This is a genomic window from Parapedobacter brassicae (assembly GCF_051400755.1).
In the GTDB taxonomy this organism is placed as follows: Bacteria; Bacteroidota; Bacteroidia; order Sphingobacteriales; family Sphingobacteriaceae; genus Parapedobacter.
The window spans coordinates 165,023-187,371 of the sequence record NZ_JBLFFL010000006.1 but is presented as its reverse complement, the minus strand read 5'-3'; the positions used below and the strand labels follow the sequence as shown (position 1 = coordinate 187,371).

Below are 22,349 nucleotides of genomic sequence, written 5' to 3'. Positions count from 1 at the left end.
GCTACCTGACTACGAAATCGAATACAACCACCCGTTCAAGGCAGGGGACCACCACATTCTTCGCCCGTCCATGGATGGGGTGGGGGAGGTAGGAATCGCGTGAGGATTCGTTGTCGAATGTCATCAGGAAACCATGCGTGAAACCATCGTTCATGCCCTCCGGGCTGCTATAGGGTCCATATTCCATATCCAGTAGGCCGGGAATCTCTCCGACCATAGCCTTCATCGTACGGAAACATTCCGCAATCTGGGCCTCACCTATATTTTTCTTAAACTGGAAAACTCCGAAATGTCTGACCATAATTTATTGATTCTTTATTCTTAAACCCGTTGCGCGGCTAAACAGTCGGTCATTGAATAACGAACAACACAACCGGTATAGTTTTATAATCGTTGGAGCAAAAATACAGGAGAAAGCCATAAAAAAGCCACGATATAGTGTCTCTTTATAGTCAAATTATATCCTTATGTGCTGTCCGCTGTTAAATACAGATATTACAAAAAGATGAGCGCAATCGCAACATTCAAGTATTATTTCTAAATTAGAACAAAGTATAAAGATATGCCGCTTTTCATGGATTTGCATCAAGCTTCTGATTATGAAGTGAAACCGACGGTGGATGAAATTAAGCGTAATCATATTGCGGACTTAGCCGTGCAACGTAAATATGATGTCAAGTTTCTGCAATATTGGATCAACGAAGAAGCCGGGTTGGTTTTTTGTTTAATGGAGGCGCCAGATAAGGAATCCTGCGCTGCGGTACATCGAGAGGCACACGGTAATATGCCCTGTAATGTGATCGAGCTGCAGGGAGGCGATTACATGACCTTCATGGGAGATGAAACTAAAGCGAATAAATTTGATATTGTCGAGATGGCGGATGGCACACTGGACGCAGGATACCGAATTATTCTTGTTGCTGATTTTATTTCCATTACAGGGCATTCCATTTTGCAGGAAAATGTTCGTCACGTCATCAGGCAATCCCATGGCCGTTTGGTCAATAGGCCAGGCAGCCGCAAAACGATCGTATTTACCACTGGCGGATCGGCAATTGAATGTGCGTCAGGTATTATACAATGCGTTCAAAAACTGACTGATCAAACAACCGACGTTCGCATCGGCATCAGTGCCGGAGCGCCCGTTACGGCACAGCATGATCTTTTTGCCGATGCGATTCAACTGGCAAACCGGCTTTGCGATATTGCGCAGAACAACCAGGTTCTTATTTCCGCGCTAGTGAAAGAACTGACAGAAGAGATCAGCTTGCAAAACTTCGGACAGAAAAATGCATCGAAGGTCCTTAACCGGGAAGACGAGCAATTTTTAAACCTTCTCCTCGAAACGTCAGCCGCTTTACTATCTAGGGGAGCCTTGACGGTCGACGGTTTAGCTAATGCTATGGGTATGAGCAGATCGCGACTATACCGAATGATAACAGCTCTCACCGGTTGTTCTCCAAACGGCGTTATACAGGAGCTACGCATGCAAAAGGCGCTAAGGTTGATCAGGGATAATTATGGAAATGTTGCCCAAATCGCATTCGAAGCGGGGTTTAGTAACCCTTCCTATTTTGCAAAAAGTTTTCAAAAGCGTTTCGGCATGCTTCCATTCCAGGCTGCAAAGCTCAGTTCTTCCATATCATGATTATGTTGATTCAAAAGTGCTATTATTTGAACCAAAACTGGTAGACCGCACACAGCTGTTCTGCTAATTTTGATTTCAAATAAAACAAACATGGAAACAACAAAATCACTTGAGTTTGACGCTGCCAAATACAAACGAACCACATTTGAACAGTGGCAGGCAGCAGCAGAAGCCTGGTATCGCTGGAGTCCGCTGCTCCATCAGTGGCTTGGTAAAGCAACCGAAAAAATGCTGGAGATGGCCGATATCGCTGCCGATGATCGCGTGCTGGATGTGGCGGCAGGCGCCGGAGAGCAATCTGTAGCGGCAGCCAGAAGGGTCGGCCCCTCAGGGTATGTGCTGGCGACCGATATATCCCCCGATATACTGGCATTTGCGCAAAAACTAGCGAAAACATCCGGATTGAACAATATAGAGACACGGGTAATGGATGGGGAAGATTTGACCATTCAGGATGAGACGTTTGATGCCGTGATCTCCAGGGTCGGCCTTATCTATTTCCCCGATCAGCAGAAAGCATTGCGGGAAATGTTACGCGTGCTCAAACCCGGTGGCAAGGCAGCGGCTATTGTTTACTCGACACCTGACAAAAATGAATTTTTTTCCGTACCCGTTTCAATCATCCGCAACCGGGCAAAGCTTCCGCCGCCGGTAGCCGGCCAGCCGGGGCCATTCAGCCTCGGAGCCAGCGGTGTGATTGAAAAGGCTTTCGGCCAAGCCGGGTTCCGCAATGTGACTTCCGTGCTGGTTGATTCACCTGTATTGCTACCGACAGCAAAAACTTGCGTACAATTTGAGAAAGAGTCATTCGGCGCGCTACACCAAATGATGAGCGGTTTGACTGACTCGGAAAAACAAGCCGTGTGGAATGAAATTGAACAGGCGCTGGAAAAATTTGAAACGGCGACTGGTTTTATTGGTCCCTGCGAAATGATCGTAGCTGTCGGTGAAAAGAACTGACTTGGGTTCAACATCCATCTTTAACTTAATCCCTTGATTTGCCAACCTTCTCGGTATGTGCGTCGCAGGTATTTGTCTGCATCAGGATAATTGGGGAATTTCATGCCCGTCGCATCCCACTCCAATACCTGCCCCGGTACCCGTATGGCCACGGTCCCCAACAGGATTGCCTCCGTCATGGGTCCCGTTTGGGCAAAATGCGATTCCGTTTTTGGTCCGCCCAAGCAAGCATCTACAAAATGATGGTAATGATTGCGTTCTTCCAGCGATGGGTACTGATAATCCTTGAATTTGCTTTCGGGGAGCAATACCGGCGTTCCTCCATGCGGGATGAGCAGTGCGCCTTCCGTACCGATCAGCATTGCTGCTTCCTCCGGATATTTTTCGGAGTCATACAAGGCGCGCACCGCTTCAGGCGGGTAGAATTCGCCATCGAACCATTCCACCGGTAATGTCCCTTCCGTTCGCGCATTGCCGGGGAATACCCAAGTGATGTGGTTACCCTGCGGCCAGGTATCACCCCGTCGTTCAGGCGAGTCTTCCCAGGATTTCTGTACTTCCGCGACTACGGATATAGGCGATTTCATGTCGAGTCCCTTCCAAACGGCATCAAAGATATGACAGCCGATATCTCCCGACCATCCCGTGCCAAAATCCTGCCAAGTGCGCCATATCCCGGGATGATAGATGGTTGTTGCGAAAGGCCGCATGGGAGCCGTGCCGATCCAGTGATCCCAATGTAAACCGGAGGGTACCTCCTGACCCTGTGCAGGTCGCGGTCCGGTGAGCCGGTATCCCGCAATCCCCGAACGGTTTGAACAGAGGTAAGCATGTTTCACTTTCCCGATGATGCCTTCCTTGATCCATTGAACCGCCGTTCGGTCACCAATTGAAGCGGCGATCTGTGTGCCCAATTGGGTGATTACCCCCGCTTTTACCGATGCCTGTGTCAAGGCCCGTACTTCGGCAACATCATGGCACATGGGTTTCTGGCAGTACACATGTTTGCCTGCCTGAATGGCACTCATCGCAATGACGAAGTGGTTATGGTCAGGTACCGTGACATTGACCGAGTCGATATTGTCTTTCTCCTTTTTGAGAAGCTCGCGCCAATCCGTATAAAGGCGTGCGCCCGGAATGATCTCCGCGGCTTTTTTTAAGTTATTTTCATCCACATCACACAAGGCTACGATCGCTACATTCGGATGAGATTTGAAGTTTTGAAGGTCATAAGCGCCCATGCCGCCGACGCCGATGCAGGCATGCCGGAGTTTTCCATTTGGTGATGCAGCAAATGCTTTAGCCGAGGCATCTAACATAAACGGCACACCGATGGCCGCGGTCGCGGCCGTAAGCAGAAATTCTCTGCGTGATGTCGAATGCTTTTTGTTCATCGTTAACGTTGTTTTTTATAAAATTAGGATAAATTTATAAAAATCAGCATTCGACTGGAGAAAAATGGAAGTTTATATCCGTGATGAGCTGCCATGCTGCCAATCTCATGTGTACAGCACCTGGCAGTTGCCACAAAAGAAACTCCGCCTGTTAGTTTTGCCCGTATGGGCTCTGATAAAAGGGATGTGGCATCGGGGGCATGTTTTTTTGGTGTGCGCCAACCAATGCTTCTTCAAGGTAAATTCCTTCTTCCAATGGAGAAACTCGAAGGCATATTGCCGAACCTCCCGCACCATTTCATTTAACTTAGCTTCCGGTAAGGCTCCCAAAGTAGACAGGGGATGCACCCGGATACGGAATAGCACTTCGTTCTTGATGATATTACCACTTCCGGCAAAGATATCTTGGTCCAGCAAGGCATCACAGCAAAGCACTTGAGGCAATCCTTTTAGCTTTTTTAAGGCCATCGCAGCGTTCCATTCCTTCGCCATTACATCAGTCGACCAGTCATAGATTTCATCCACGGGTTTTTCGATGAGCTTTATAGAACATGCATAAAAGTTCAGTTCATCGTTTGCAAACTGTAAGCTTAATCTGACTGGAGACGGTTTTCGTTCATTGATGCGGTAACTTCCGAACAAAAGGAAATGGATCCGAAGGGTAAAGGTTGAGAAACAGATCAAAAAATGCTTGCCCCACGAACGGAAGCCAAGCACGGTCTGCCCCGGCAATAACTGTTGGTCAATTTTACTATTGCCTTCTACGGAACGGATCTTTTCTCCTTCCAGATGCAAGGACGCTACAGCTTCTCTCAAGATCACGATTGACGGTCCTTCGGGCATAGTCTTCCCCTTATATTTTGCGTTGCCGGTTGCTTAAGGCATGATCAACTTCGTTCGTTATGAAGTTTTTTGTCAAACCACAAACCTCCTCGAAATTGGTTTCCAGCGCCATGTGCCCCCCATTAAGGATATGGAGTTGCGCGTGTGGTAGGTCCCGCTGATAGCAATACGCTTCTTCAACGCTAAAAAAAGCATCGTATTTACCCCAGATGATCAATGCGGGGGGCTGATGTTTTCTAAAATAGCGTTGGAATTTTTCGAACATCGGTATATTGTTTTGATAATCACAATTCAGATCAAATTGCATGTCAATATTGCCTGGCCTGCTCAATAGTGCCCAGTCCAACGTCCAGAGGTCGGGGCTGAGCCGAATCAATAAGCGATCCGGCAATCCCGCAGTATATTGCATCTTGACACCCTCCTTACTTAAAAAGGACATCACCTTCCGTTTTTTTTCTTCGGTTGGATTTGCCCAGAAATCTTTCGTCTCGTTCCATTGCGGGCCTAAACCCGCTTCGTAGGCATTGCCATTCTGAACAATCATGCCGAGGATCCAATCAGGATTGCTTATGCACAGCCGAAGCCCGATTGGACACCCGTAATCATGGAGGTAGATGAAGAATTCGTGCAGTTCAATGTTTTTGACAAATTGCTCCATACAGGCCGCAATACTCCGGAAAGTGTATTCGAATGCATTCATTTCCGGAAAGTCGCTAAAGCCGAACCCCGGATAATCCGGAGCAATGAGATGGAATTTGCCTGACAATGCGATCATCAGGTTTTTAAACATCACCGATGAACTCGGGAAACCGTGCAGCAGCAGTACAGTGGGATTTTTTTTATTACCAGCCTCCCGGTAATAAATCTCAATTCCGTTTACGGCTACGCGTTTGTTCAAAATCGGGTTGCTCATCCATAAAAAGGCTTCAAAATTTATGCCCTTTTGGCTTAGCCGCGGTGGCTCCACTAGCTAAGGCAACCGCTGTTCTTTACAGATTAAACCAGTAGTTGATTTTCATCATAAATGTATCGGTAGCATGCAGCCCAAACATCCTGTCTAGATTAGTCCCCCAGCCCGGATAATAAATGTCGTCCTGATTGGACTGGCTATGTTCCCATACGAGGTAGAGTGTAGAACCCGGCAGGTATTCCCATCGGGCAACCAAATTAGAACGCAGTTCGTTAAAACTAAAATTCGGATCTTTGAATGATCGTTCGCTGCTGCCGCTGCCAATGACATAGTAGCCATCCTCATAGCCCATTTCATTGCTGGCAAACTCGCTAAAGCGATCCGCATAGGTATGCGAACGGGTATCTGCCGCCAGTTTAAACTTGTCATATTTTGCGACGGAAGTAAACGGCGATCCATAATACTGAATAGAAATATCGGGGGTAACATTTACCTGCATATTCAACGTCACGCCGTAAGTTTCCTGCTTCATTCGCCCCATGATGTATTCCGCTTTACCTTCGGCACCGTCAGCTGGCACGATGGTGCTTACGTATTGCAGGTTATCCTTATTCCAGGCATAGTCCAACTGTCCGGTCAAGCGGATATGATTCCCTAAGCGGAAAATCATGCTAGGATGTATCTGATTATATCCTGTTTCCTCATCCAAATAATGCCTGCCGTCGTACATCAATTTCAACACCACCCGTTTAGCTCGATCCGAGTTTAACACTACATTGGTCTCAAAATTTGAATGATACCGCATGTCCGGTCCCCCTCTTAATCGGCGGCTATCCACCGTATTCCAGCTGAATGATTCCTTCACATCCATTTCCACACGGTGTTTAATACTTAAGCTACGCCAGCGGATGGCCACACTATTATTCATCGCCTCCCCGCCATAATTCCAGACATTTTTCTGGGTCAGGTTAATCCCTGCAAACCGGAAAGGGCCCCAGGGATCCGTTTTTCGGAACGCTATTTCCAACTCATTCAGCTTATAGTCCGACTGTTTCATATACCCCACGTCATTCAGGTCAAACCCCGGCGACGCCCAGCTGAACGTCTGCGAGAAGTTCCACTGCGCATTTCCCTTCTTCCCGACCTTTACGTAGCCGCCTGTGCCTTGCAAAGCACGTTTGTCCGGACTGAGATTTAGGTAATCAGCGCCTGATTCCCGATGGAAATAATGGGTGGCATCCATTTTTGTTTTCAGCAGCGCGTCAGGGGAACCGTGCAAGGTGCTAACCATTCCTTTCGCGTCTACATAATACAGGCGGTTTGCAAAATAATGGGTCACATCCATTCCCGCGGTGAATGCATTTTCAACCAGCGCATCCTGCAGATGCGCTTTGGTTAAGTTCCGGTTTACAGCGGTAACCATACCCCCCAATAGCGTATTACCTTCCCAGTTTTTCTGCACCCGCGCCACCGTATAATTCGTAAGGGGTTCCGTTACCTCGCTGTCGTATATCCCGTTCCGCATCACCCTTGAAGAAGTCTGTGCGGTGACACTCTCCAGCACCCCGATGGTCATCCCTTTTCTATTTGTTCCCGTCAATTTCAGGGCACCGATGATGGGAATAAAACGGGGCGTGCTCGCATAGTTTTCGATATTGTCTATGCCCTGAGGTTGATAAGAGGGCATGGCACCGATCCTGCGCGAATAGAACATCATGCCGTCGCTATTATTTTCAAACTCTAGAATATGCTTCCCCTCCAGGAAAAACGGCCGTTTTTCATCATAGAAAACTTCATAGGCAGACAAGTTCATCACGGATGGATCAAGCTCTACCTGGCCGTAGTCAGGATTGACGGTTACATCCAGCGTAAAATCCTTCAATGCAAATTTAGCATCCAGGCCCGCGTTTCCTTGCCATTTGCTCCCTTTCTGGAATGGGCTGTTGGGTATTTTAGGCTCATTGATATGCTTACCCATCATGTAAGGCAGGAACTCAATTCCCTTGGGCTTTGGCAAATCGGTCATGCCGTGCATTTCTCCGAAAGAAAAAACATGCCCATTATTCTTTATCGGGATCAAACTCCAATTCTGCACTTCGTTATTTCTACGAATGATGCGTCTCACGTGCAATCCCCAGATCCCATCCGTATTTTTTTGATTATACCTCAGCTGGCTAAACGGGATACGGAGCTCTGCTGTCCAAGACGAATCCGCTAGGTTAATATGCGTCCGTCCTTCCCATACCGCATTCCAGCTTAGGTTCACCGAAAGCTGATCCGTAACCGTCAGTTCGGTCTTGTTTCCCCCCAGGTTTATATTAAATTCCGGGGCCACACGGTAATCGTGATACGTGTCAAATGCAATGCTGATCAGGTCGCCGTTGCTATTGTCATCCCTGTTCCCGACAAACGCGTTCATGGTCTCGGGGTGTTCATCTTTACAATAAACGCCTATGTAGAGCTGCTCATCGTCATAGAATATCTTCATACGCGTCCACGACGGCGTGTGCACACGTTCGAAGGGAATAACCTGAGAAAACTTTTCAGACCATTCCCCTTTATGTTGCCACATGTCTTCGTCCAGTTTGCCATCTACTGCGGGCCGTTCATCATTAAGTTTGGTAATATGATATACCCGCTTATAAGCATCTTCAAACGTGACGACTTCTTTCCTTTCATCTTGCGCTTGGCATATCGCTTGGATAATAAAAAAGAAAAACACGAAACAATAATAGTTCATAAACGATACCGATGTCTTTTACAGGCCTTGCATGATTACGGCCAAAAGTATTAAATATTAAATAAGAAGTACATTTATATCAGTGGATACGATGTAACCTTATCTTTACCTTGTCTTCACGCTCCACCTATCCGCTGTTCCGAGCTTGAGACCTATGGTTGAAAATGCGGCATAATATCTGTTTCTTTGTGACACACCAATATAAATAATTGCCTTATGATGCTCCTCACCCTCTTATCCCTTTGGATGGTTATAGCTGACCATAAAATCGATACCCCGCTCGTCAGCAAAGGACTGATCGTCGACCTGAATGCAGACAGCGGTGTCGTTACCGGTCCGGATAATCGCGTCAATAAATGGGTAAACCAGGCGTCATTTCCGGTAAAGATGTTTGAGAAAAGAGATGAAGGGCGTCAGGTGAAAGGGTCCGGGAGACCGCTTTTAAAATCGGATATTCACCAATTGAACGGACATCATGCCATCGTTTTTAACAAGCAGGAATTAGTAGCGGCAGAAGAGGACGCATTTGACCACCTGGTCACAGGCAGCGGATATACCTGGTTTTGTGTCATCAAAGCAGGAAAACAGTCCGGTGAGCTACCGGATGTAAATTCATTTTTCGGCAACTTGCGAAACGGCGGGAATTACGAGGGATTCTGGGCAGGTTTGGCTGACAACAACCGGGTGTGGATGGGCAGTAGGAGCGGGGAGACGTTCGGTCGCTGGGATGTCAACAATCCTCAAGTGCTAAGCAAAGAGAAGCTCAATCAGGAGGATTACTACCTGCTGATCGGGCGCATGGAAGCGGGGACCGGCGTAGTCACGCTCTCCTTGTACATCGATGATCCGGAGACCCCGGCAGCCACCCATCCGTTCCCTGTCGATACCGCCGCCGATGCGTCGAAGTTAGCCATCGGCCAGGAGAGGGACGCCATTGAACACCCCGGTGTAGAATCATTCGTAGGCGAAATTGCAAGGTTTCTATTATACGAGCGGCCGCTCACCCAACGCGAATTGAACGTAATGGCCGCCGCATTGAAAAGCCACTATGCCCTGAGCTATTAGCAACATATCGTCCACGACCTTAAAATCTCCAAAGCCCAAAAAATCTCCGTATTTTTGCTGAAAATCAGGTACAGGAAAATAGCATGCCAGTAAAAATACCAGACAATCTCCCAGCGATAGAACAACTCAAAAAAGAGAATATTTTTGTGATGGATAACTTGCGGGCGAATACACAGGATATCCGCCCAATGCGTGTCATCATACTCAACCTCATGCCGCTGAAAATATCGACAGAGACCGATTTCATCAGATTGCTGTCCAATAACCCGTTACAGGTTGAAGTTGAATTTCTTCGTTTAGATACCCACACCCCAAAAAACACACCGGAGGAACATCTGGAAATGTTTTACAAAGGTTTTAATGAGGTTACAGAAAACTATTACGATGGAATGGTCATCACCGGTGCCCCCGTGGAGATGCTGGAGTTCGAAGACGTTTCGTACTGGGATGAAATCACAACGATTTTCGATTGGGCGAGGAAGCATGTTACCTCCACCCTGTATATCTGCTGGGCCTCCCAGGCAGCATTGTACCATTTTTATGATGTCGGTAAAATTCCATTGGATAAAAAGACTTTCGGTGTTTTTAAGCACACCGCACTCGATAAAAGGCATCCATTATTCCGGGGTTTCGATGATGAGTTCTTCATTCCGCATAGTCGGCATACCACCATTTCGGAAGCTGATTTTGCAGGTTTAGAAGAAGTTACGGTCCTGTCCAAATCCGAAGAAGCCGGAGTGGCTATTATTGCTTCAAGAGGAGGTCGGGAGTTCTATTTGACAGGCCATTCGGAGTATGCACCACGGACGCTCCATGAGGAATATGTAAGAGATTTGGAAAAGGGGCTTCCGATTGACATGCCCAAGCATTATTATGCGGGAGACGACCCGAAAAACCCACCCGTTGTCCGTTGGGCCGGCCATGCTAACCTCCTATTCAACAACTGGCTGAATTATTTCGTTTATCAGGAAACCCCGTTTGACTTGAAGGAGATCGTGCATCTGGCAGAAATCAAGCAACACAGTTAGTGACAGATCCTCACCGGGTCCATTGCATTTTTCGATGGCGATTCCATTTACGCGATATTCGTTGAAGCCTGAATTGTTTTTGTTATCGCATCCAATAAGGTCTCTTTATACTTGATGAAATTAACTAGACGGACTTCCGCTTCTTCCGCTGATTTAAGTGATCTTTTGCATTCTTTAATCAGTTGCAATTCGTTCAAATAAAGGTCATTAAACGCCTCTGCATTTTTGTTTTTCAATATCCTTAGCGTGTGTGAATATTGCTCAAATATGTCCGTAATGACGGCTAGACTTTTATCGTCATAATGCTGAAGGCCAGTAGTTTTTTCTGAAAGCTTCTCCAGCTTTTTTCTCTCTTTTGCGAAACCCATAGTTAGCGCGAAGGTACAGTTTTTTCGGGATTTGGATTAACGTTCGATATCAGCATTTAAAGCGGCTATGGAAAACGCTGATCTAAATTAGTTAACTTTGTAACTGTTATCAATGATAGAGACATGAAGAAAGGCTATTTCAATAAAGCAATCCTGCTATTCGAGCTATTCCGTAAGCATCAGATCAGTGGTGATGACCTGGCTAAGGCAGAAAGCAAATCAGCATATCTGGATGAAAAAGTTGATGAATTCCGGCTGTTGATTTCAATGGGCAAGGATGTGTTTGCGGGCCGGTATCACATGAATAAGTGGAACCTGTCTATCATCGCCGCGACGATTGCCTATGTTATCTCTCCGCTTGACGCGATACCTGATATGATCCCTTTGATGGGGTGGATGGATGATGTGACGATTGTTGCCTACGCCGTTTCCAAACTCACAGACGAAATCGAGCGATACAAGGCTTTTACCCAAGCCAAACTAGGAACGTAAAATGCCATTGAACTTTGGAAGTTGAAATGATATTTATTTTGGGGACGAATAACGCCATAGTAATGAACTTTTGTGGTCCACCTGGGCTCGAACCAGGTGTATTTATATCTTCAAATTGTGTTAAAAATGAAAATGGACGATTGATTGATCGTCCATCCATTTAATCGGATAATTTGCAGTAAAAAACTACAACTATCGTTTATTCATCAATCTTTCCAACTTCTTCACTTGGGCAGCGTCAAAAGCGATATCCCACATAGCAATTTCTGCCACATCAATTTCGCCATCGTCTCCATCGTTATCCCCAACAAAAATACAGGTAGGATTTATAGCGAAGCGGCTTACATCTTTGAATAAGTTATCGGAAGCAGTATTATCAAAAGTTCTAATCAAAGTGCCGTCCAAGAAGTACTGGATTCGCTCTCCCAATTTTACAGATATTACGATACGGTGCCAAGTATCATACGTTATCAGATCACCTTCTGAATAACCTGTTGCTCCTACACCCATATTTCTTCCATTTATAAATACTTCGCCATCATCATTATTTGTAATGTCTGTTTGAAATAACGTTTTCCATCCACCGGCAGATTCTGCGAACCGAATGTCCATCATAATGGTATATTCATTCACTTTTTCTCCCCCGCCATTAGGTGCGATACCATGTGCAGCCGAAAAGAACCACCACTTTTTTACACGCACTGCTCCATTACCCGACGGAACAGAAGGTCCTGGTATTGCCGAAAAACCGCTTAAATCAGTCGTAGGAACGACTGTAATTCGAGTATCCGATGTTCTTTGTCCGTATATCAACGGATTTCCGACTTCTGCTTTTACCAAGTTACTTGCATCATCAAAGAGCCAAGAGCCGTTTCTGGTGGCAGGCAGCTGAATCGGGTCTGTAACCGTTACGGGAATGGTCTTGGTATTCCCGTTCCAAGTAACTTCAATTTCCGTATTTCCTTCTTCAACTCCCGTAAGAATGCCAAATTGAGTTATGGTCGCAATTTCCTCATTCTTCGATTTCCACTGGATCTCACGGGTGTCTAATGAAGAGCCTTCAGGTGTATTACCTACGGTGATTTGGGTTTTATTCCCAATGATAATTGAAACAGACTCTTTATCGACCGTTATTCCCGATGCCATTTCTAAATCATCGTCGCAAGCCCAAAGGCAAAATGCCAGTGCAAGGCCACCTAAACTGTATATTAAAACTTTCTTTTTCATATTGTTATTGTTTCAAAATCCTCAATTCATTACCAGCCTTCATTTTGTTTCAAGATATCCTGACTCTTTACGATGATACTCGTGTGAATTGGGAAAACATGATTCTTAACTGGGTCGAAGTTACGCGCCGGCCACACAACAGTCTTTTCAGAATTATCAAATACATAAGGATCATCGCCGACTTTCTTGAACTTAACAGCATAACCATGTAATGCTTTACTATAAATTTCTTTAGCATCACCCCAACGAACTAAGTCTATATGACGGCTTGGAAGGAATTCGAAAGCCAATTCGCATCTGCGTTCGTTTTTCAAAGCGGCTTTAGTAGCAGGACTGTTTTCGGGCAAGCCTGCACGTTTACGAATCTGATTCAACAGGGCTTTTGCTTCACCATCGCCTTCACCATTCGTCCAGATCAAAGCTTCCGCTTTCATCAACAAAACATCTGCATAACGCATGACGACTGTCCCCAATCTGTTTGATTGGAAGTCACCACTGGTATTATACACTGTACCATAGCCATTTTCTACTTCAAATATTGAGTGCATTTTGCGATTAAGCAGGTTCGTTGGGCTCGAAGTCGTTTCCCCCAAAGTAATGCCTTCGGTTGCCCGTTCTGGCGCATTACCCGGTACACCCAACCAAATTTCGCGACCTACCAAACTGCCTGCACCGGTAGGATGAACGATTCTTTGCCCCGGAGCCATGATAGTAGCATCGCGACGTGCGTCGCCCGGTTCAAAGGCTTCATAAAGTTCGGCTGTTGGAGTAAAATAACCCCAGGTATTGAAGCCCGAAAAACCGCCGTTATCAAAACTCATACCGTGAAACTTAGGACCGCTTCTTAGTTCACTACCCATAATAGAATAGATATATTCTTTCGAGAAGTTATTTTCCATTCTGAACAAGTCGGAGAAGTTTGAAGCAGGAAGCCCATAAGAATTGGTTGCTTTATCTGCAAAATCATGGTCGGCCGCCAAATAATGCAGTTCACGTTTATCGGCGCCCGTCAAGTTGATAATTTTATCACACATTTCTATTACGATAGGGTAATATTTAGCCTCATCATATTCGGCTGCGTATAAAGCGGCGCGTGCGGCAAAAGCCCAAGCAGCAGTTTTATGAGGACGGCCTTGTTCGGCAGGGGTTAACTGTGACCATGAAGGCAACAATTCGCCTGCTTTGCGTAAGTCGGCTATAATCATATCGTAGTTTTCCAATACTGAAGCAGGACGGGGGGCATCCAATTCGTCAATGGTTGTTTCTTCGGTTATGATAGGAATACCACCGTTACGATTGTCTCCATACCAAGGGCTGAGCCACAAATAACCATATCCACGGAAAAAATAACCCTGACCTACGGCATTGTCTTTAAGCTCCGGCGAAATGGTTTCTATTTTTGGAACATAACGCAATACGTCATTCGCTTTGGTAATTACACGTACCATTTCGTTCCAGGTAGTAGCAAAAGAACCATCGCTCGCACCTTGTGTGAAATTTTTAATACCGTCGGATACCACATGAATACGTCCGGTAACCATATTGTCGCTACAGTTTTCATACCAAAATGTACCACGTCCGGTGCACTCTTCTATGCTGGTATATTCATAAAACGCATCTAAACCTTTGCGTACATCCGCTTCTGTCTTCCAAAAACTTTCCGAGTCACCCGGACCATACTGTTGATATTCCAAAAAATCGGAGCATCCCGCAAACGACAGGACCATTGTTAACAACAATCCTGTGTTATACTTTAATATATTTTTCATAATGTATTTATAATTAAAAATCAATATTGACACCAAAGTTAAACGTACGGGCCACCGGATATGTGCCTCCGTCGATTCCACGATTACCTACTTCAGGGTCGAAACCCGAATACTTAGTGAAAGTCAGTAAATTTTCGCTGGCAACATAAAGACGTATTTTCGAGCCGCTTGCACCTCTTGTCATCCACGATTTAGGCAACGTATAACCTAAAGTTACATACTTCAAACGAAGATAACTGCCGTCTTCCAATAAGTAATCGGAAGCCACCTTTAAGTTACCGTTAGGGTCTTCAAATAATGTCAAGCGAGGGTTCTTCGATGAATGGTCTAATGTCCAGTTGTCCATCGCATCCGACAAGAAGTAGTGTCCTTGTCCGCGTCCATTCAAACCCAACGACTTGAAACCATTGAATATTTTCACACCCGAAATCCCTTGAAAGAAAGCATTAAAATCAAAGCTTTTGTACGTTAATCCCGCTCCAAACGAATATGTCAATTCGGGTAAGTAGCTACCCATATATTGACGGTCGTCATCGTTGATGTTCCCATTTCCGTCGAGGTCCACAAACTTCAAGTCGCCCGGTGCGGCATTAGGTTGTATCTTTATACCATCTTTATTCACGTGAGCATCTACTTCTGCTTGCGATTGGAAGATACCGTCGGTCTTAATCAATTTATACGAATACCATGGTTGTCCTACTTCCGAACGTAACGGTGCAGGCCCACTATTCCCGAAGTCGCCGTGAGTATATATTTTTCCGTTATTAAATTCAAGTACTTCGCTTTTTACCGACGACACGTTACCGGAAAGATTGAAAGCTAAATCACCAAATGTCTTCGTATAATCTGCACTAAATTCCCAACCTTTGTTAGACACCCTTCCGATGTTGCCCATTGGGTCACTTACATAGCCTGCCATTGGTGGAAGCGGTTTGGTGTCAATCAAGTCTTTGGTTATTTTATTAAAATAGTCGAGGGTGATATTCAACGAATGATTGAATAAAGTTGCATCAAGACCTATTGAAGTCTGCTCTGAGGTTTCCCATGTTAACTGACGGTTAGGAATTGTAGCAACATAAGTTCCGTAATAACCCATATAATTGTCGCCCAATGAAACAGGGTATTCAGAGGTTCTTAAACCGGCAAAATACGAATAATTAGGTACAGTGTTTATGTTGCCAATCTGACCCCAGCCTGCTCTTAATTTCAATAAGTTAATAGCCTCAACATCGAAGAACTCTTCGGATGAAATTTTCCACGATGCCGAAAAAGCGGAGAACACGCCTGAATTATTTTCGGGCGCTAACTTCGATGAAGCATCCCGGCGAACAGATGCCGTAGCAAAATAGCGATCGTGGTATGAATAACCTATACGACCCATGGCAGAAACCAAGGCTTCCTCATTTATCCATTCCTCGGGTCGGTATTTGATGTAATTATCAGCATTGCCCAATATTGTATAATATTCATCTTCCTTCGCGAAGTTCACAACATCTGCTCTATTACCGCGCCCTGTTGAATATCTTGCGGTAAAACCAGCCATTGCAGAAATGCTGTGTTCGCCAAATTGCTCTGCAAAAGTTGCCGTAGTTTCCGATAGCCAGCCTCTATTCCAATAAGAACTAACTATACGTTCGTTGTCTGTATCTCCTGCTGCACCAAGTTCATAAGCCTTAGGGTAAAATCGTTCTTCACGACCAGGATTCAAGTAAGCCGTAAAGTCCGAATGTAACGTAATTGAAGATATAGGCTTAATGTCTAAACCGGTGGTCGAATGAATGGTTCCATTAGGTCTGTTCATGCGCAAACGCAGCAACGCTGCCACAGGATTGCGGGTTTCACCATAGCCGCTAAAAACTCCTTGTGGGTTAGCTACCGGGAAAAGACCTCCGAAGAGCAGATTACCCTCTGAATCAGTCGCAATCGTACCGTCAGGATTGTGTTCGTAAATAGTCGCCGAACGTGGATAGAAAATAGATTGCATCAACACTCCTCCATGCCCAAAATTATCTACATTACCTTGCCCGTTGCTATAAGAGAAAGAACCTCTTTCGGTAATTTTTAACCATTTTGCCGGTTGAAATTCCAAATTAAGTTTACCATTCATGAGGTTTGAGAAGGTGTTTAACAATGTACCTTCGTTTTTATCATAAGAAAAAGAACCCAAAGCTTTGAGGGTTTCGGAACCTCCGGAAAGGGATACGGCATAATGCTGCACGTTAGCGGTGCGAAATACTTCGTCCACCCAATTAGTGCGGGTTACAGCTCCATACGGATAGGCTACAGGGTCTTGGGCAGGAGCAAGTGTTCTATTCCCGGTCGAAGAGTTAATAGCAGCGTCCCACAATTGCATGTATTGTTCGGCTGTAACTGCTTCCGGCAATTTATAAGCGCTTTTAATGCCATGAGAAACATTTGCTTCAATTTTGATTTTTCCCGCTTGCGCTTTTTTGGTAGTGATAACGATAACGCCACCGGCGCCTACTTGTGCTCCGTAGATCGCTGCCGATGCTGCATCTTTTAAAACAGTAACTGTTTCAACGTCTTCCAAACTATATGGAGCGCCCGGTACGCCATCAACTATCCAAAGTACCCCGTCGTCGTCGCGAGAACCTTTACCACGAATGGTAATGGTTTGCCCTCTCAATGGGTCGCCACCATCAGACTGTATGGTCATACCCGGCACTTTTCCTTGTAATAGGGCGCCTATACTTGCTCCGGGACGGCTTTTCATCACCTGATCTAATTTCACGGTGGTAACAGCCATTGAAAGGTCTTGTTTACGGGTGCTACCATAACCAATAACGACCACTTCATCGAGGTCGCTGGCTCCAAGAGAGAGGATAATCGTTCCGAGGTTGGCTGCTGCAGGGACTTGTTTGGTGGTGTATCCAACAAAGGAAATTTCCAGCGTAGCATCTTTGGGTACGTTTTGCAGCGTGAATGTGCCGTCCTTTCCTGTAGTCGTTTGCAGGGCAGTGCGCCGGCCTTCGGCGTTGACGGCGCGGACGGAAGCGCCTTCCAAAGGTTGGCCCAAGGAATCAGTAACCGTGCCGTGAATGTTTTGCTGTGTTGGCACCGACTTATCGGAGCCAGCAACGAAAAAATCTTTTACCTTCTCCACCACTTCCTTTTCCCTAATCACTACCGTTTTCTCATCAATGGAAAAATCCAACTCCTGTCCCTCCAATATCTTAGTCATCGCTTCTTCCAACGGAACATCCGAAATATTCACAGTCACCGGCTTTGCATTCTTCACATGGCCTGATTTGTAAAATACGGCGTAGCCAGTTTGCTTCCGTACCTCGTCGAACACTTTTTTCAACGGCGCCCGCTGTTCGTTGAGGGTTAGTTTTTGGGCAAAACTGACCGATGCCGAAACATTCAGCAAAAAAGCTATCATTATCAATGCAATCAGGTTAATCCGCATGATTAATTGTCTTTTATTAGCCCTATTGATCCCGCGAAAAACAGGATTCGTAACCCCTAATTGTTGTCTGGGACACTGATCCAATTTATAGGGTTCCAGCACATTAAATTTTATCATATATTTTATCATAATTTTCACAACATCCTTAGCATCCGATGAAAGACCTTATAAACTTGCTACAATGGGCAAGATTACCTAAGTTTGCTGTGCTTGGTTTAACCATTTAGTTATACAACTGCTAAACAAAGAGGCGAGCACTTGACCGGATTCCGATTTGCCCTCGGATTTTGGTTTTTTTTCTTGCCGGAACGGCGACCCCTGCGCTATGATGTTTCTCTTATTTTGTCACGATAATCCTCCTTCCTTCAATTGTAAAGCGAATACCTCCTGTCAATTCCAGCTTTCGCAGTACGCTGGATACATTACCGAAGCGGGAGAAATTGCCTCCGTATAGTTCATCCTTGTCAACCCCGTCAAAGACTACTTCCACATTGTACCAACGGGAAACCTTGCGCATGATGCTTTCCAGCGATTCATCATTGAAAACAAACTCACCGTTTTTCCATGCAATTGCCGCATTGACATCTGCATCAAACACCTCGACGTTTTCTTTTACCGCGGCCTCCTGTCCAGGCTTTAGCAATTCGGTTTGTTTCCCCTTGATGACTTTCACTACTCCTTCCATCAGGGTAGTTCTTTCCTGCGGTTCGTCCGAATAGCTGTTTACATTGAAGTGCGTGCCAACCACCTCAATTTCCTGATTTGGTGTCTCCACCCGGAAAGGAAAAGTTTTGTCGGGAGCTACCTCAAAGTAACCTTCACCCGTCAAACTAACGCGCCGTTCGTTCAATGATGCGAAACTGGCCGGATAGGTTAGGGACGAAGCCGCATTCAGCCAGACCTTCGTCCCATCGGGCAAACGCACCTGATATTGGCCGCCACGGGGAGTGATTAATGTATTATAAACCGGTGAGGCATCTGTGCTGGCTGCCGGCCCCTTGATTTCATAAACCAATTGCCCATCAGCTTCCTTGGTGACCGTGATGCCAGCCTGTTCAGTAAGCTGGCCATTTGCGGCATCGGACAGGCTGATTTTCCGGCCATCGGCAAGGGTGAGGGTGGCGAAGTTGCCACCGGGCAAAACGTCATTGGCAAGTAGGTCGGTCTTTGACGCGTTAAAATAATAGATCGACAGGCCAATCCCTGCCAGTAAGACAACGGATGCCGCGACAACCATGTATTTTAAACGTAACGCTAACGAACCCTTTGGCTTGTCTTCTGCGCCTTCCAGCCGTTTAATTTGCCTTTTTACTTGCTGTAAGGATGCTTCCAAATCCGCTTTATCCGTATCCGGAGTTTCGGTGTCTTCCAGTTCTCCTAAAAGCAATTGTTTCATTTCATGATCGTATTCATTCGATCTGATCAATGCAAACAATTGTTTTACTTCATCCGGTCCGGCAATGCCCTTGGCGTACTTTTCAAACAAACGCTTGATATCCGGCGGTGTGTCGTTACTCATTTTATCTGTTAGTTGGTGAGAAATATTTCTTGCTTTTACAGATGAGACGACGTCCGGAGCAATGTTAACTATCCGCGTGCATGCTATTTTAAAAAAATGTGTTTGTAAAAATGGTTAGGGTCTACTGGCCGCTGGTCAACAGAACAAATATGGCATAGGAGAAGATACTGGTTCGTTTTTGAAGGTAGGTACGGATATGGCTTAGGGCCTTGACCAATTGGTTGTTTACTGTACTCCGGGAAATATTAAGGCGCTCGGTGATTTGCTCATGGGTAAGCCCTTCCTCCCGGCTGAGTTGGTAAATCAGCTTCCGCTGCTCAGGTAAGGCGGCTATGGCCAATTCGATGATTTGCGTGCTTTCCTGGAATAAGATCTGTTCCTCGGTATCGTTGCAAATTTCAGTTGATCCATGAGCAATCCTGTCCAACAGTCTTTCCTTGTTGCTGATCTTTTTTTGGTAATCCAGGGTCTTGTTCGTAGCAATCTGGAAAAGGTAGGACGTATGATGTGTGACGTCCGCTAAATAACTCCTGCTGAGCCAAAGCTGAACAAAAACATCCTGCGTAATTTCTTCCGCAAGCCCATCCGAGCGGACCATTTTCTGAACAAAAGCAGCAATCCTTGGTTTATAATGGAGAAAAATAGCGTCAAAAGCGGTCTCACTACCCGCTGCCAATTGTGCAAAGAGTTGGGCATCGTTAATCAGCTTATACACCGTTTTCGCCATTTCAAACCAAAAAGGTACCGATAAAAGGGTTGATATTTCCTCTCAAAGCTAAAATAAGTTCCGATATTTTTATATAGGTCATTGCGGTGAAAGCCCACCTTGCGCCGTAAAATAGGTTTTTTTTTAATATTTCTTATATTGTTAATATTAAATTTACTTCTTAAAAACATTGAAGCTTAAAATATTGAAAAATTTCTTCAAGGATAGGGCGCCGTTTTACGTATCGCGGCTTATCCAACGTTTATTGTAAAAGGGGGCAGGAGTCAGACAGCTTGCAGTTAACTCCCAATATCCTTACATTTGTCTGGTAAGATATGATAGACACGGTTACTCCCACGAATGAAAGAGCATTACTGTTACGGCTGCGCGAGGGTGATCATAAGGCGTTCGAAAAGCTGTTTTCCATCTATAGTCCCATCATCACGGGGCACCTGCTACGCCTGTTGAAAGTACCTGAGCTGGTCGAGGAGATTGTACAGGATAGCTACCTCAGTCTTTGGGAGTATCGTGATCGGATCGATCCTGATAAGCCCATCAAAGCCTATATCTTCCAGATCGCGGTGAACAATGCGCGCGATCTCTTTCGCCGGGCCATGCATGACAAGCAGCTACGCACCATGTTTTACCGGACTGTTTCCGAAGGGTACGAACACATCGAAGCCGAACTCGCCCGTAAAGAAAACCGGGATCTGTTGGGCCGTCTGTTGAATAGGCTACCTGAAAGGCAGCGCAACGTCTATATTCTTTGCAAGGTCGAAGGTCTCAGCTATCGCGAAGTCAGTGGTCGCCTCGGCATCTCCGAAAACACCGTCAACTCCCATATCAAGCGGGCCAATGCATTGCTGAAACAATACCTGGCCGGCAATGCCGAAGTCATGATGCTGCTTGCGCTATTTCTCGTTCGATAAATTTTGTACTCATTTACAGGCTGTTGAAAAATAATTGCGCTCAAGCTGCACTGGATTTTTAATCAGAACCGTATAAGGTTATCAGACCGGTTATAAGAAAAGTCCAATGGAAAGAAAGCAACAGCTAGCACATCTCTTGCGCGCCTATCTCGAAGGTAGGGCCACGCGCAAAGAGATCGATGCGCTGTTGCGATATTTCCAGCTCACCGAAGAGTCGGACGAACTTGTACGGCTGATTGCCGAGGAATTCGACCAACCGGTCCATGAAAGTATCGATCCCCGACAGGTCTCCGACATCAACAAGCGAATAAGTGACCGCCTTAGCCGCCATATTGGATCCGCGGGGCGATCCAAGGGCAAGCGACGCCTCGGATTTATCCGCTTTCTTCCCTACGCGGCGGCGGCCATCATCATATTGCTCATAACCTGGCTGGAAATTCGCGACCGACAGCAACCCGCCATCGAGCCAAAACTCGTCAATGCCGAAGAAATCTTGCCGGGCGGCAACAAAGCTACTCTCAGCCTACCGGATGGCCGTACAATTTTATTGGATGAAGAACAGGAAGGTGTTATTATTAAGGATGATCATATCTCCTACGTCAATGGAGCAGGGAAAGCCATCATACGCCTGAACGCCGAAATTGCAGAACAACTCACGTTAGCTACCCCTAAGGGTGGGATATATGCCGTCACCTTGCCGGACGGAAGCCGGGTGTGGCTCAATTCATCTTCCGTGCTCAAATACCCATCACGGTTTACCGGGGGGCAACGTCTTGTTGAAATTGAAGGTGAAGCTTATTTTGATGTTACCCCCGATGCCGAACACCCGTTTGTCGTCAGGAGTGGGGGACAGGAAGTAGGCGTCTTAGGTACCGAATTCAATATTTCCGCCTATCCGGATGAACCGAAATCGAGAACAACCTTAGTTGAAGGGAAGGTGCAAATCGTCAATCGGCTATCGATGGCCGTACGGGATCTTGTTCCGGGGGAACAGGCCACGGTTGACGGTAAGCAAACCCACATTCAGAAAGTCGATGTAACCCAGTACACCGCCTGGAAAGATGGGTTTTTCTATTTTGACGGGGTGGCTCCGCAAATTGCTTTCGACCAAATGGAACGTTGGTATGATATCGAGGTGGTGTACGGGGGAAAGATACCATCCACCCGTTTTTTTGGTATGATAGACCGCAACGGGACCCTGCATGATGCACTGATCGTCCTGAAGGAAAGCGGTCTGGAATGCAAGCTTATCCAATCGGAAGGTATTAACCAGCTGATTGTTGCTGGTGAATAATGTTACAAGGATACAAGTTAACCAGTT

At 45.9% G+C, this 22,349-nt stretch carries 18 protein-coding genes; 7 read left to right on the top strand and 11 right to left on the bottom strand.

Going from position 1 to position 22,349, the window contains the following annotated elements; translation table 11 throughout:
* Nucleotide 1: 1 nt before the first annotated feature.
* A complete protein-coding gene (locus ACMGDE_RS16180; RefSeq protein ID WP_436833864.1) occupies nucleotides 2–301 on the bottom strand; it encodes a Dabb family protein in 300 nt (99 codons plus the stop codon).
* A gap of 261 nt (nucleotides 302–562) precedes the next feature.
* On the opposite strand from ACMGDE_RS16180, the gene ACMGDE_RS16175 reads away from it, so the two are divergent.
* A complete protein-coding gene (locus ACMGDE_RS16175) occupies nucleotides 563–1,648 on the top strand; it encodes a nickel-binding protein (protein WP_436833863.1) in 1,086 nt (361 codons plus the stop codon).
* Between the two features lie 90 nt (nucleotides 1,649–1,738).
* Nucleotides 1,739–2,608 carry a class I SAM-dependent methyltransferase gene (locus ACMGDE_RS16170; RefSeq protein WP_436833862.1) on the top strand — a complete coding sequence of 290 codons (870 nt, stop codon included), beginning with the start codon at nucleotides 1,739–1,741 and terminating at the stop codon, nucleotides 2,606–2,608.
* 20 nt (nucleotides 2,609–2,628) lie between these two features.
* Here the strand turns inward: ACMGDE_RS16170 and ACMGDE_RS16165 are convergent, their stop codons facing one another.
* The 4 genes from ACMGDE_RS16165 to ACMGDE_RS16150 all read right to left on the bottom strand — a co-directional run bounded on the left by ACMGDE_RS16165 (nucleotide 2,629) and on the right by ACMGDE_RS16150 (nucleotide 8,495).
* Complete coding sequence (locus ACMGDE_RS16165) at nucleotides 2,629–4,002, bottom strand: Gfo/Idh/MocA family protein (protein ID WP_436833861.1); 1,374 nt, start codon at nucleotides 4,000–4,002, stop codon at nucleotides 2,629–2,631.
* Nucleotides 4,003–4,107: 105 nt separating this feature from the next.
* Nucleotides 4,108–4,845 carry a DNA-formamidopyrimidine glycosylase family protein gene (locus ACMGDE_RS16160; RefSeq protein WP_436833860.1) on the bottom strand — a complete coding sequence of 246 codons (738 nt, stop codon included), beginning with the start codon at nucleotides 4,843–4,845 and terminating at the stop codon, nucleotides 4,108–4,110.
* A gap of 10 nt (nucleotides 4,846–4,855) precedes the next feature.
* Nucleotides 4,856–5,758, bottom strand: coding sequence for an alpha/beta fold hydrolase (locus ACMGDE_RS16155; RefSeq protein ID WP_436833859.1), 903 nt, complete (start codon nucleotides 5,756–5,758; stop codon nucleotides 4,856–4,858).
* Between the two features lie 76 nt (nucleotides 5,759–5,834).
* Nucleotides 5,835–8,495: a DUF5916 domain-containing protein gene (locus tag ACMGDE_RS16150; RefSeq protein WP_436833858.1), complete on the bottom strand. Its 2,661-nt coding sequence runs from the start codon at nucleotides 8,493–8,495 to the stop codon at nucleotides 5,835–5,837.
* Between the two features lie 216 nt (nucleotides 8,496–8,711).
* On the opposite strand from ACMGDE_RS16150, the gene ACMGDE_RS16145 reads away from it, so the two are divergent.
* The gene (locus ACMGDE_RS16145; RefSeq protein ID WP_436833857.1) at nucleotides 8,712–9,560 is read left to right on the top strand and encodes a LamG-like jellyroll fold domain-containing protein; all 849 of its coding nucleotides are present in this window, start codon (nucleotides 8,712–8,714) and stop codon (nucleotides 9,558–9,560) included.
* An 83-nt stretch (nucleotides 9,561–9,643) separates the two neighbouring features.
* Complete coding sequence (gene metA / locus ACMGDE_RS16140) at nucleotides 9,644–10,588, top strand: homoserine O-acetyltransferase MetA (RefSeq protein WP_436833856.1); 945 nt, start codon at nucleotides 9,644–9,646, stop codon at nucleotides 10,586–10,588.
* A gap of 47 nt (nucleotides 10,589–10,635) precedes the next feature.
* Here metA and ACMGDE_RS16135 read toward each other — a convergent pair whose 3' ends face one another.
* Nucleotides 10,636–10,956, bottom strand: a complete 321-nt coding sequence (locus tag ACMGDE_RS16135) for a hypothetical protein (protein WP_436833855.1) — start codon at nucleotides 10,954–10,956, stop codon at nucleotides 10,636–10,638.
* A gap of 123 nt (nucleotides 10,957–11,079) precedes the next feature.
* Between ACMGDE_RS16135 and ACMGDE_RS16130 the strand changes: the two genes are divergently transcribed.
* Nucleotides 11,080–11,448: a YkvA family protein gene (locus ACMGDE_RS16130; RefSeq protein ID WP_436833854.1), complete on the top strand. Its 369-nt coding sequence runs from the start codon at nucleotides 11,080–11,082 to the stop codon at nucleotides 11,446–11,448.
* A 192-nt stretch (nucleotides 11,449–11,640) separates the two neighbouring features.
* Here ACMGDE_RS16130 and ACMGDE_RS16125 read toward each other — a convergent pair whose 3' ends face one another.
* From ACMGDE_RS16125 to ACMGDE_RS16105, 5 genes are all read right to left on the bottom strand, one after another.
* Nucleotides 11,641–12,675, bottom strand: a complete 1,035-nt coding sequence (locus ACMGDE_RS16125) for an Ig-like domain-containing protein (protein WP_436833853.1) — start codon at nucleotides 12,673–12,675, stop codon at nucleotides 11,641–11,643.
* Between the two features lie 29 nt (nucleotides 12,676–12,704).
* Nucleotides 12,705–14,444 (bottom strand): RagB/SusD family nutrient uptake outer membrane protein, encoded by a 1,740-nt coding sequence (locus tag ACMGDE_RS16120; RefSeq protein ID WP_436833852.1) that lies wholly within the window; start codon nucleotides 14,442–14,444, stop codon nucleotides 12,705–12,707.
* Between the two features lie 13 nt (nucleotides 14,445–14,457).
* Nucleotides 14,458–17,991 (bottom strand): TonB-dependent receptor, encoded by a 3,534-nt coding sequence (locus tag ACMGDE_RS16115; RefSeq protein ID WP_436833851.1) that lies wholly within the window; start codon nucleotides 17,989–17,991, stop codon nucleotides 14,458–14,460.
* A 220-nt stretch (nucleotides 17,992–18,211) separates the two neighbouring features.
* Entirely contained in the window at nucleotides 18,212–19,393 is a 1,182-nt protein-coding gene (locus ACMGDE_RS16110) for a FecR family protein (protein WP_436833850.1), read from the bottom strand.
* A 121-nt stretch (nucleotides 19,394–19,514) separates the two neighbouring features.
* Complete coding sequence (locus ACMGDE_RS16105) at nucleotides 19,515–20,120, bottom strand: RNA polymerase sigma factor (RefSeq protein ID WP_436833849.1); 606 nt, start codon at nucleotides 20,118–20,120, stop codon at nucleotides 19,515–19,517.
* A 314-nt stretch (nucleotides 20,121–20,434) separates the two neighbouring features.
* Here ACMGDE_RS16105 and ACMGDE_RS16100 point away from each other — a divergent pair, with 314 nt between their 5' ends.
* Nucleotides 20,435–21,028, top strand: a complete 594-nt coding sequence (locus ACMGDE_RS16100) for an RNA polymerase sigma factor (RefSeq protein ID WP_436833848.1) — start codon at nucleotides 20,435–20,437, stop codon at nucleotides 21,026–21,028.
* A gap of 106 nt (nucleotides 21,029–21,134) precedes the next feature.
* Complete coding sequence (locus tag ACMGDE_RS16095) at nucleotides 21,135–22,322, top strand: FecR family protein (protein WP_436833847.1); 1,188 nt, start codon at nucleotides 21,135–21,137, stop codon at nucleotides 22,320–22,322.
* Nucleotides 22,323–22,349 lie beyond the last annotated feature (27 nt).